The organism is Streptomyces sp. V4I23 (assembly GCF_030817975.1).
GTDB lineage: Bacteria > Actinomycetota > Actinomycetes > Streptomycetales > Streptomycetaceae > Streptomyces.
This window is the reverse complement of record NZ_JAUSZW010000003.1, coordinates 47,178-58,359: the sequence shown is the minus strand read 5'-3', so window position 1 is coordinate 58,359 and position 11,182 is coordinate 47,178. Positions and strand designations below refer to the sequence as shown.

The window sequence follows — 11,182 nt, the reverse complement described above, 5'->3', positions numbered from 1 at the left end:
ACCGAAGACCGACTTTGACGGTCCCGCGGCACTCCAAGTCCGCTATGCTGAGTTGGAGTGGGGCGCTTCTTTGCGGTGCCCGGCCGGATGTGGCCGCGGGCACCCCTCGGCGCTCAATGAGTCGGCCATGGACGGCACTCCAGCAGCCGAGGTCCTTTTCGCGAGCCTGTATACGAGCCGCAGGGCCGGTCTCCCACCTAACCCAACCCTGCATCAGATGAGCAGAAAACGCTTGCGCACACGGGTAAGTGCAGTTCTGGGTACGCGATATCTCTTCCCCCAGTGAGGATGACGAATGAGCAAGAAGATCGCCGACGAGTGGACGGACGAAGACAGCGGTGCCGACGAAAGCGGCGCCACGGGCGGCGCGGCCGGTGACGGAACGCCCGGCGGTGACGGCGAGCCGGTTGCCGACGCGACCGACGACATGCCGCCCGTCCCGGACGAGATCCGCGAGGCGGGCAAGCTCGCCCCTGACCACTGGCTGGGGATGGTCGATCCGACCTGGTCGGGCGAGGGAGAACCGCCTGAGTGGGCGATGGTGGGTCGTTGGCGCTCCGGCCTGAACGGCGAGATCGAGGAGTGGCAGGACAACCCCGAGTACAAGCCGTCACCCCGGGCGCTGGGATGGCCTGAGCCGGAGGATGAGGTGGACGAGGCCATACAGCTCGCCGCGACCGGCTACGGACCGGGGGAGGCGGTGACCCAGACGCTCGTACACCGCGAAGTGGCGGTACTTGTGGCTCCCGGTGGCGGTCCACTGGCGGCTACGACACCGAACGGGGACCCCGCGATTCCGCTGTTCACGTCGCCTGTCTACCTCCACACTGCCGGACGGCTCGCGTTCGAACTGGTCGCCGTCAAGGACCTGGTGGACAAGGTTCCGGAGAAGCACCTGCTCTACCTGAACCCCTCGGGCCCGGTGAGCATGACCCTTGAACTCGACGTTGTGTGTCAGGCACTCGACGACGCGAGTTTGGTCACGGAGGCCGGCACACCCGCGGTCGAGGTTCCCACCGTCAGCGCCGCGCCGAAGCGGTCGGCTCGCAAGAAGTCAGTCACCATCTTGAGCCTTGACGGGTCCAACGCCGAAGCAGGGGAGCGATGATGCCCGGTCAGGAACCACGTGGTGAAAGCATGGCGGCGGTGCCGGCATCCGCCGGGCAGGACGCTGTGCGCCGAGCGGTGGCGCTGCCGACCGCCGCAGGGGACTTGGGCCCGGCTCCCACGGGCATTGAGCCCAACGGCAATGCGGCCCCCACCTGGCTGACGGATGCCACGCGTGAAACAGCCCCGGCTCAGGCCGAACTGGACTCGGCCGCACAGTCGACATCGGAACGGTCCGCGCAGGGAGCGACGCGGAGTGCGACGGAGCCGGAGGCCGAGGCCCGGCTGGCGACGGTGGGGGCCGACGGCGGGGCCCCTCCATCCGGCGGTGACATGCCGCCCTTCCACCGACCGAAGAAGCCACTGCTGGCCGCGGCGGGGATCGCCGGTGTGATCCTGGTGGCTGTGCCGCTCCTGGTCTTCGCCACGGACGACCGTGAGGAACGCAAGGACAAGACGGCACTGGCCGGTCAGGTGGAGCAGCCCCCCATGGACGATGAGGAGCCCCCGGCCGCCACCTACGCCCCCGAGAAGCCGAAAGTCGAACCGAAGCCCACGAAATCGACCGGCACTGCTTCTCACCATTCCGCGCCAAAGCACAAGCCGAAGCACAAGCCGACGCCCACCCAGACCGAGGTCGAGCGAAGGAAGGCGATCAAGCTCGTCCCCGCGCCGACGAAGGCCAGTCCCCCCTTGCCTAAGGTGTATCGGGTCACCAGCGCTGATACCGGCAAGTGCCTGACTGCCAGCGGTTCTGAGAGGGGTGCGCCGCTGGTGATCTGGACGTGCGACGGGTCTGCGTCGCAGAACTGGGTCTTCCACGAAGACAAGACGCTGCGCAACGGATCGATGTGCGTGCAACTAGCCCACGCGGCCACCGCGAACGGCACGTCCTTCGTCGTCGCTCCGTGCACAGGACGGCCCGAGCAACAGTTCCACCTCAACCTGACCGAGGATCTGGTCGCCCTGAAGGCGAACAAATGTGCCGACGTTTGGGAGGGAAAGGAGTCCAACGGCACACCGATCATGCTATGGCCCTGCACTGGGACAGCGAACCAGACCTGGCGGCGAGCCTGAAGGAGCTGCCTGCCAAGGCGCTGGTGATCCGGGTCCCGGGTCCGTACGCCGTATCTGCATTGGTCGACGGCACAGATACGTTCGTGGTAGCCGATCCCTCGCTCGTCGCCGACGGACGGCAAGCGGTCCTGGGGGCTCGGGTTCAGAGCGACATGCTCGCCCTGGACCTGCGGCGGCTGGGCTCCGAGACGCGGAGGGTGGTCGTCTCCGCCCTGCGGTTGGACGTCGGTCGGCAGCGGTCCGGAGCGCTCACGGTCGACGTTGCCGGCGCGGATGGTGTGCTGTACGCCCGGTTCACGGTCAAGTCTCCACGGTCGACCGGTCTGTTGCCACTCGCCGAGATCTTCAGATCGGAGGGATCCTGGTGGGTCAGGGCCTGGCCGCTGCCCGGGCGTGAACAGGTCGGGGCCGCGGAGGGCGAGGCGCAGCCGCCGCAGGACAGCATGCCCGCGCTGATGAACGCGGTTCGTTTGCGACTCGGCGTACCGCCGCTGAGTGCGGACGTACGCCTTGACGCGGCCGCACGGGCGCATGCGGCTGCCATGGCCGCCCGGGAAACGTTCGACCAGGGGACGTCCGGCGACGTGTCTCTGTTCGACCGGGTGACCGGGACCGGTTACCGGTATCTGTCGATCGTCGAGCATGTCGCGTCCGGCCCCCGTGATGTCACCGAGTTCGCCCAGCACTGCTTGTCGGTTGAGCGAACCGTACGGGCGTGGGGTGACCCGGACGTGTCACATTTCGGTTTCGGCCACAGCCCCCGCGGTCAGGGGGAGCTCTTCTGGACCGCTGTGTGGGCCCGTCAGTTCTCGACCGACGGCCTGGCGCGGATACTGTCGCAAGTTGTCGTCCTCACCAACGCCGAACGAGCGGCGGCGGGCCTCCCCGCTGTGATCGCTGACACCCACCTGACCGTGGCTGCACAGGCGCACAGCGCCGACATGGCCGCCCGCCGCTTTTACTCCCACACCAGTCCAGAGGGGTGGGGCGCCTGGGATCGAGCGGTCGCCGCCGGCTATCCGCACCAGGGGGTCGGCGAGAACATCGCCTGCGGCCAGCGCAGCGCGGCGGAGGTGGTGTGCGGCTGGATGAACAGCCCTGACCACTGCGCCAACATGCTCAGACGTGACTTTACGTGCATCGGCGTCGGGTACGCCACCGGCGGAAGGGCAGGGACGTACTGGACCCAGATGTTCGGGACGTCCGGCTGACTCCTCCGCAGCGAGGGGGAACGGCCAGAGCTACGGCGGCGGCGTGTAAGAGGGCGTGTAAGGGCCCTTTGCTAGCTTCGGAGGTCTCTGGCACGCAGCAGCGAGGGGGCGAACGACATGGGGCGAGCGCATGAGGCACCGTATCCTCCTGGGGCGATCGATGTTCTCCTGGCCGCCTCCATAGCCAGGCGGTTCTACCTCGAGCATCGATCGAAGACCGAGATCGCGGACGAGTTCGATGTCAGTCGTTTCAAGGTAGCCCGGATGCTCGACGCCGCCGTGGAGCTAGGCATCGTCCGCATCGACATCACCGTTCCAGCCAAGATCGACACCGAGTACTCCCTGGCCCTCCGTGAGCGCTTCGGCCTCAAGTACGCCACGGTGATCGACGTCGGCGTGGACGGACAGGCGGTTGACGGCGGAGAACAGATGCCTCGTTGGCTCGGTGCCGTCGCGGCCCAACTAATCTCCGAGATCGTGGATTGCGGCGATGTCCTCGGGCTGTCTTGGGGACGGTCCACGGACGCACTCTGCCAGGCCATTACCAAGCTGGCCCCCTGCGAGGTCGTGCAGCTGACCGGGACTCATCCGAACGAGTGGGCCGGTGACGAGTCGATCGCTCCCGTATGCCGGGCAGGAACGGTCGGCGGCGGCACCGCCTACCCCATCCAGGCCCCGCTGGTCGTGCCGAACGCGCTCACCGGTTCCATCGTCATCAAGCAGCCGGGCATCGCTGCGGCCGTGGCACGGTTCGACCGGATCACCAAGGCGGTTGTCGAAATCGGTGCCTGGTCCCCGACACTGTCGACCGTCTACGACGCCCTGACGGAGCCTGAGCGACGTGGGTACCGGCAGCGGGGAGTCGTTGGTGAGGTCTGCGGTCATCTCTTCGACGCCGACGGCCGTGCGATCACCGCGGGGATGGACGACCGTGTCATCTCCATCGAGATGGCGAAGCTCGCGAAGATCCCCGAGGTCATCGCTGTCGCCGGAGGGACCGGAAAGGCCGACGCGATCAGCGCCGTCCTCGCCTCCGGGCTTCTCTCCGGAATCATCACCGATGTCTCGGCGGCACGCCGCATGCTGAGCGTCGACGCCATCCGCGGGGCTGCGTGCTGATGCCCCGCCACGCACGAAAGGCGAACGAGTGAGCCGTTGGGTGTCCGCTGTCGCGCGTCTGAGCCGGAGCCGGAAGGGTATCGGGCCGGATGCTGTGCAGGAGACCGGACCCCGCCAGGGAGGCGAACGAGGGTGGGGAGCGTCCGATGTCGTGGTCGAAGACGTCGACGGCATCCTCGTCCTACGCTCCCACGAGGAGGAGTACCCGAGCCTGGCAGCTCTGTCGGAGGTGGCTCACGCCGCCCGTGGCGGTGACGGGGCCGTCACCGTGGTGGTCGGACGGGTCGACTCGGCAGGGGACGACGCCTCCGGCCACTCGGGTCCTCTAGGCGAACTCTTCGATGCTCTGCGACGCAAGGGAACCGAGAAGATCCAGCTTGTCCTGTCCGGGGCCGGAGCCGCCCTGTCCGGACAGCCCTGCCTCGCGCATCGGATAGCCGACGCCTGGAGGATGGAGGTCGTCGCGCCAGACGGGGCGGTGCTCCTTGTCCCCGGCGGTGCGCTGTTCGTTCAGGACAGCGCACAACGACCAGGCAACTGGTGGAGCTTCACCGACGGCCAGACACCCCGGCCGCTGGGCCCGCGCACTCCTCCGCCCGTGTGGCAGAGGGAGGTCAGCCGGATGCCCTCCCACACGGCCAGCGGATGCGTGCTCGAGCAGATACCCGCGGGGATACACCTGCGCCCCGCGGAAGCCGCGCGACCGGAACAGGGAGATCTGCCTTTCGCGATACCCGTCGACCAAGAGCGGCCGCTTGTACTGGTGGGGCTGGTGGGCTCCGAGGAGGTGGCGGCGGATGAGGTGGCCGAAGTACTCGCCGGGCTCCCGCCCGCTGAACGCGCCCGCGCCCGCCTTGCCCCCGGCGGCCGACATGATGTGCTCGGCCTCGCGCAGTCCATAGCCGACAGGCTGGACAGCGAGGTCGAGGTCCTCACCGGGATACCGCTGATGGCGGGGGACCCGCGCGCTGAGGACACGGTGCGGATGACGGTGGTGGGATCTGACGGCGAACCGTCCTGGCAGCCCTACGTGACCGCGGTGGCCTGCCGTCCGACGCAAGGGGACGTCTCGACTTCCGGTCCCAGGGTGGTACACCGTCAACCGTTGGACGTCGTCGACAGCCGATGGGCCGTCGACGCAACGAGGGCGGGTCTCGCGGTACGGGAACGTAGCGGCCCACCCGCCCCCATCGCGGGCCTCCCCGTCGATCCGGACATGATGACTCTCGAAGTAGGGGAGCATGGTCGGGCTATGGATGAGTCCGTGCTGCCGGTCCTCTCTCGGATCCTGATCAACCTGCCGCCCGCCAACCGATCAAGAACAACGTTGCTGGTGAGCGGCACGCTCACCGGTGGGGAGAAGGAGCTACGGCGGCTGGCGGCCCGGCACGGTATCGCGAGCGTTCGTTACCGCACACCCGAACGGCCGACGTCCGAGCCGACGCCCGTGCGGACGTCCGAGCCGGAGCTCGTGTCCACGCCCGTGCCGATGCAGTCACCCATCTCCTCTGTTCTGGAAGTTCCGGAGGCAGTCGCCCCGGAGGCGGCTCCCGTACAAGAGGAGGGCGCCATCCAGGAGGAGGTTGTCGGCGACGCGTTGGACCACCATGACCTTCCCGAGGCGTGTCGCCCCATGGAGACATCGGTTCCGGCACTCGCCGCCGAACCGGTCGCTCTCGGTGTAAAACAAGACGAACAGGAACCGCGGCCCACTCGGCCGGTTAGTGCGGAGCCAGCGAAGCCGACGGCCCATGAGGTCGCACTGGCGGTGGGGAAGGCGAAGAGGGGCGCCGGAAGCGGGACCCCTCCCGTGCGCAGACCACGGTCCGATGCGCCGGCTCCCTTCACACCCGGCCACGTCAGCACTCCCCACGAGCGAGCGGCATTCCGCGCTTTGGCGGCGGACGTATGGGAAGCGCACGGAGCGGTCGCCTCGCGGATGCTCACCCGGTCACCAGCGCTGCGCGGGCAGGAATTGGACGAGACGAGGACTGATCTGGTCGCCGTGATCGCCTACCTCACGCACGAAGAAGGCCACTTGTCCGCAGCCGAATTGACGCGCGACTTGGAAGGCGGTGGCGGAAGCCTGCTGAGCTATGGCGCGTGCCTCGCCTCCGGGCTGCGGCGGCTGCCCTCCTATCGGGGGATCGCTCTGCGGGGAGGTGAACCGTCGGCCCCCGACGACATCCCCGCGACGGGGGCTATCCTGCGGTGCCCCTGGCCCGTCAGCGCCTGGGCAAAGTCACCGCTTGTCCCTAGCGGCGCCCCGGTGCGATACGCCGTCTGGTCGGTCACTGGCCGCAACGTGCGGCACCTCACGGGTGCCGCCAACGGGTCGGGCGAAGCGGGTGAGGAGATCGTCTTCGCACCGGGCTCCGGCTTTCGCGTTCTCGGTACGCGGGAGGTGCACCGTTCACCCGTGGTTCTCCTGCGTGAACTCCCCGGGTCCGCTGCCTCGTACGCCGGCGACACCGGCGAACTCGGCCAGTTGGACCGGGTGGCGCTGGGCCATCTCGAAAGGGCGCTCCAAGAGGGCGAGTTCCCGGCGCCGGGAGGTCCGCAATGGCCGGAGCGCTGCGTCGGCCGCATATGAGTGAGGGGCTATGGCGACACGACGCGGCGATGTTGAGTGGCGGGCTCAGCGGCGTACTGAACACGCACCCGAGATCATGACCGTCACACCGTGCACGGGCCGCAGTGCTCGCTGTTCCGCGGGTGGCTTGCTGGCAGGCCGCTTGCGTGCCTCGATCCATCGCAGGGCTGCTTCGGCCCTCTCCGTCGCCTCGGCGGCGCAGAGCCTCCGACCTGCGGACCGGGCATTACCGAACTCCGTGGGCCCCAGGGCTTTCGTTGCCCGGCTGGACACCTCCTCGTCCCAGCTCTTGAACGTCGGCCACAATCCGATGTCAACGGATGTACGGAGTTTTTCAGCGGCTCCCGACAGATTGACCGCCCGATGATGATTTCCCTGGCTGCCCACGATCTGGCCGGCGACAAGAAAGGCGACTGCAAGGCCCCAGGGCGACCGCATTGCGCGGAAGTGCCGAATGCACTCGCGCAAGCTGGCCGCGGCCTGCGGGAGCTCCCCGCGCCCGTACGCCACCGCGCTGCGCACGAGAGCCAGCCAGGCCTGGCTCTCGGGGGCCGCCGTCTGTTCCACGGTCGCGCGGGTGATCAACGCTTCTGCCTCGTCAACGCGACCGCTGTCGAGTGCCCACAAGGATGTGAAGAACAGCGACCACTGTTCCAGCCACGCGTTGCCCATCGCCTGGGCTTGGGACAGCCCCCGTCGCAGCAACTCCTCCGCGCGCTCGTGCGCGCCCATGACCAGTGCTGCCAAACCCTGGTCGATTACGGCAGCTGTTGCCCCCACCGGTTCGCCCAGCTCCTCGAAGAGGTACTGGGCCTGCTCCGCGGCGGACATTCCAGCCGCGGGATCGTCTTGAACGATGGCCAGCCACGACGCCCCCAGCAATGCTCGGGCCCGCACACGAGGGGGAACCGGTCCTTGCAGAGCCAGCGCTGATGCCAGCCAGAGGCGTGCCTCGGTGAGCCGCCCAGGGACATCCCAGAACGGGGACAGGTAACCGGCGAGGCTGACGGCATCGGATGCGACGCCCTGCCCCATCGACCACCGAAGGGCGGCCCTGAAGTTGTCGAGCTCCGTGTCGGGCCGTTCTGCCCAGCCGCGAAGGGCGGGGCCGTGCGAGTCCTCCAGGGGCGGCGCTGCGAGGGCGCCGAAATAGATGGCGTGCCGGCTACTGAGCCAAGCGGTCTCCCCGCACTTCCACAACTGCCTCGACGCGTACGCCCGTGCCGCTTCCTTCAGGCGGTAGCGGCAGCCACCCTCGGCCGCCCCCTCTACCGAGACTAGTGACGCGCCCACCAACCGTGCGAGCGGCGCGGAAACAGGTTCCTCGTCCCCGCACACCGCTTGAGCGGCCTCCAACGTGAACCCACCGTCGAAGACGGCCAAGCGCCGGAATAGCCTGCGCTCAGTCCCGGGCAGAGAGTCGTAGCTGCCCTCGATCGCGACAGGCAGGCTGTAATCACTGAACGGTCCGAACAGCACGTGCGACTCCATAAGCGCCCCATGCGCGTCCAGTCGATCCGCGATATGAGCCACGTCGAAGCCCCTGACCCGCGAAGCCGCCAGCGAAATCGGCAGCGGCAGGCCGCCCAGAGACCGGCAGACGCGCGCCACATCGGCGGCATTGGCATCGGTGAGACGGAATCCGGCTCCCGCGGCCCCTGCCTGGGCCGCGAATAGTTGCGCTGATGGTGACCGGCTCACCCCGTCCGCCGTCACATCCGTCGGCTGTGGTACGGCCAGACCAGCCAGACGGAACACTTGCTCGCCGGGGAGCCCCAGGGGTTCTCTTCCGGTAGCCAGGACGTGCACCCCGTCCGTCTTGTCCAGTAACTCGTTGACGATGGGGAACACGTCTTCCAGATGGTGCTCGCAGTCGTCGAGACCCAGGAGTAGTTCCGCCCCCCGTAGCCGCTGGCTGATCAGTTGGGGTGACAGCATCGACGACGGCTCGCGTACGCCGAGCGCCGCGGCGATCCGGGAGGCCGGCGAATCTGATTCCTCCAGCCCGCCCAGAACGATCAGGACCACACCGTTGTGAAACGTGCTGCCGACAACATTGGCGACTTCCAATATCATTCGGCTCTTGCCGACGCCGCTCGGTCCGGTCACGGTGACGAGCCGCTTCAGGCGGGTCAGTCGCACGAGCTGCTCTAGCTCTGCCTCCCGCCCGACCAGGTCGTTCTGCGGCCTGGGCAGCGGTGCGTGCCGTACCTGGTACGGCTCCGCGTGCGCTGGCGGCACGTTCTGATGGAGGATGGCCGCCTGGAGATCTCTCAACTCTGGTCCGGGCTCGATGCCCATGAGATCGACGAGCTGCTGCCGGGCGGTCTGGTAGGTCTGCAGTGCTTCCCCTTGCCTCCCAGCGCGGACCAGGGACAGCATGAGGTGGCCCCAGAGACGCTCCCGAAGGGGGTGCTCGCAGGTGAGTTCCACGAGCTCGGGGATGACGTCACGGTGCAGGCCTGCTTGGATGTCCGCCTCGATCCGCGCCTCCAGCGTGTCGAGACGCAGCGACTCCAGCCGGGCCCTGATCGTTTGCGCGAACGGTTCATCGGCGAGCGTCCCGAAGGGCTGCCCCTTCCACAGGGCGAGTCCCTCCCGCAGCACGGAAGCGGCCGTCCGACTCTCGCCCCTGGCCAGCGCTCGCCGACCGGCCAGCGTCAACCTCTCGAACTGGTACGCGTCGGTCTGATCGCGATGAGCTGCCAGTACATAACCGGCCCCGCGTGTGACCACGGTGGTGTGCGGATCCACGGGTGCGACGGACAAGGCCTTGCGCAACCGTGACATGCGCACATGAAGCATCGCCACAGCTTGAGCGGGTGGGTGTTCTCCCCACAATGCCCAGATCAATTGGTCGACCGAAACGATTTCGCCTACATGCGCCAAGAGAACAGCCAGCACTGCGCGATGGCGCGGTGGTCCGAGGGAAATCTCCACTCCTGCGTGCCAGGCTTGCACCGGCCCCAGAAACCGATACTCCATTCGATTGGATGTGAGCAGCATGGGCCTCTCCGACAGGTATCCGCAGAACTAGGCACGGGATTTCACAGAATGCTCAGCCTTTTCGACCTCCTTTGAGCTAAGCAGGAATTCGAAGAGCGCTGCGGGTGGAGCTTCCCGAGAGGGGGTCCTCGACGGTTGCGCTCCAGATTCGCACGATTCGTATGTGCTCAGACCAGGCCGCTTTGTTGCGGGTCAGGTCGGGCTGGTAGGAGGTGAGGTCCATAGCGGCGAGATTCCAGGAGTTCGGGCCACAGACGGTGTCCCCGCGGATCACCGATACCCGCTCGAGCGTCGTCGGAAATTTACTGCACACCAGTGGGCGGTGGGCGTAGGCGCCGCAGCGGGCCTTGCCTTGGGCGATCTCCATGAGGAACACGCAACCGCGGGACACCGGCCGGTGGCGGAGGTGAAGGTCCAGCGTCGGCCCGTCGCGACTCAGGCGGAAGCCGTCCTGCTCGTCTTCCAGCAGACTGGTGAACTCACGGAGGTTCAGGGACATTCCGGCCGCGAGCCTTCGCATGTCACTAACGGTCACGCCGACCTTGTAGTTGCGGCAGCAGTCGCCGACGCAACCGGCGCAGCCCGCGAGGTTGGCCCCGCTTCCGTTCACGCTGCTCCCTCCTCGGGCCATGTCGCACCGGCTTCGCGGGCGGCCCGTGCCTCAAGCATGTAGCGCTGGAAGTCCTCGATGCCGTGGAGGTCGTCGGACTTCTCGGCCAGCGCTGTCCATCGTGTGACGGTTTCGTACCCATGGCGGCGGTCGGCACCCCACAGGCGCGGTGCTTGTGCCAATGCGTCCTGGTCCAAGTCGTCTTCAGTCCAGATCCGGCCCTCGGACTCGGGTTCGCCGGGTGCGGGGTACCGCTCCAGCTCGGCTTGGCGCGGAAGATGCGGTAGTCGACGGGTGCGATATCTCCGAGTCCGCAGCGGCCGTTCCTCGTCCCATCGAGCGGTTTGATCAGGAAGACGCAGCCGTGTGAGGCGTTGGAGATCCTGAGGTTCACTCGACGTCGGCCGCCGTCCAGGACGATTCCGGCCGGATCGACAGCGGAGGCGGGCGCCGTATGGG

Annotated in this window: 8 protein-coding genes; 5 read left to right on the top strand and 3 right to left on the bottom strand. The window is 67.6% G+C overall.

Annotation, left to right across the window (positions count from 1 at the left end):
• Positions 1-295: 295 nt before the first annotated feature.
• The 5 genes from QFZ82_RS01900 to QFZ82_RS01880 all read left to right on the top strand — a co-directional run bounded on the left by QFZ82_RS01900 (position 296) and on the right by QFZ82_RS01880 (position 7,107).
• Entirely contained in the window at positions 296-1,108 is an 813-nt protein-coding gene (locus tag QFZ82_RS01900) for a type VII secretion system-associated protein (protein ID WP_307711440.1), read from the top strand.
• A gap of 29 nt (positions 1,109-1,137) precedes the next feature.
• Positions 1,138-2,184 carry an RICIN domain-containing protein gene (locus QFZ82_RS01895; protein WP_307711439.1) on the top strand — a complete coding sequence of 349 codons (1,047 nt, stop codon included), beginning with the start codon at positions 1,138-1,140 and terminating at the stop codon, positions 2,182-2,184.
• Positions 2,139-3,395 carry a CAP domain-containing protein gene (locus QFZ82_RS01890; protein ID WP_307711438.1) on the top strand — a complete coding sequence of 419 codons (1,257 nt, stop codon included), beginning with the start codon at positions 2,139-2,141 and terminating at the stop codon, positions 3,393-3,395. The genes QFZ82_RS01895 and QFZ82_RS01890 overlap by 46 nt, the downstream gene beginning before the upstream one ends.
• A gap of 117 nt (positions 3,396-3,512) precedes the next feature.
• Positions 3,513-4,514 (top strand): sugar-binding transcriptional regulator, encoded by a 1,002-nt coding sequence (locus tag QFZ82_RS01885; protein ID WP_307711437.1) that lies wholly within the window; start codon positions 3,513-3,515, stop codon positions 4,512-4,514.
• 151 nt (positions 4,515-4,665) lie between these two features.
• Positions 4,666-7,107, top strand: a complete 2,442-nt coding sequence (locus QFZ82_RS01880) for a hypothetical protein (protein ID WP_307711436.1) — start codon at positions 4,666-4,668, stop codon at positions 7,105-7,107.
• A 45-nt stretch (positions 7,108-7,152) separates the two neighbouring features.
• Here QFZ82_RS01880 and QFZ82_RS01875 read toward each other — a convergent pair whose 3' ends face one another.
• The 3 genes from QFZ82_RS01875 to QFZ82_RS01865 all read right to left on the bottom strand — a co-directional run bounded on the left by QFZ82_RS01875 (position 7,153) and on the right by QFZ82_RS01865 (position 10,905).
• On the bottom strand, positions 7,153-10,113 hold the full coding sequence (locus QFZ82_RS01875) for a BTAD domain-containing putative transcriptional regulator (RefSeq protein ID WP_307711435.1): 2,961 nt from the start codon (positions 10,111-10,113) through the stop codon (positions 7,153-7,155).
• Between the two features lie 76 nt (positions 10,114-10,189).
• A complete protein-coding gene (locus QFZ82_RS01870) occupies positions 10,190-10,723 on the bottom strand; it encodes a YkgJ family cysteine cluster protein (protein WP_307711434.1) in 534 nt (177 codons plus the stop codon).
• The gene (locus QFZ82_RS01865; RefSeq protein WP_307711433.1) at positions 10,720-10,905 is read right to left on the bottom strand and encodes a hypothetical protein; all 186 of its coding nucleotides are present in this window, start codon (positions 10,903-10,905) and stop codon (positions 10,720-10,722) included. Before QFZ82_RS01865 ends, QFZ82_RS01870 begins: the two co-directional genes overlap by 4 nt.
• Positions 10,906-11,182 lie beyond the last annotated feature (277 nt).

Excerpts from the sequence above, each read along its gene's own strand:
- QFZ82_RS01890 (WP_307711438.1), top strand. The coding sequence starts at position 2,139 with ATGGCCCTGCACTGGGACAGCGAACCAGACCTGGCGGCGAGCCTGAAG.
- QFZ82_RS01895 (WP_307711439.1), top strand. The coding sequence starts at position 1,138 with ATGGCGGCGGTGCCGGCATCCGCCGGGCAGGACGCTGTGCGCCGAGCG.
- QFZ82_RS01875 (WP_307711435.1), bottom strand. The coding sequence starts at position 10,113 with ATGCTGCTCACATCCAATCGAATGGAGTATCGGTTTCTGGGGCCGGTG.
- QFZ82_RS01885 (WP_307711437.1), top strand. The coding sequence starts at position 3,513 with ATGGGGCGAGCGCATGAGGCACCGTATCCTCCTGGGGCGATCGATGTT.
- QFZ82_RS01900 (WP_307711440.1), top strand. The coding sequence starts at position 296 with ATGAGCAAGAAGATCGCCGACGAGTGGACGGACGAAGACAGCGGTGCC.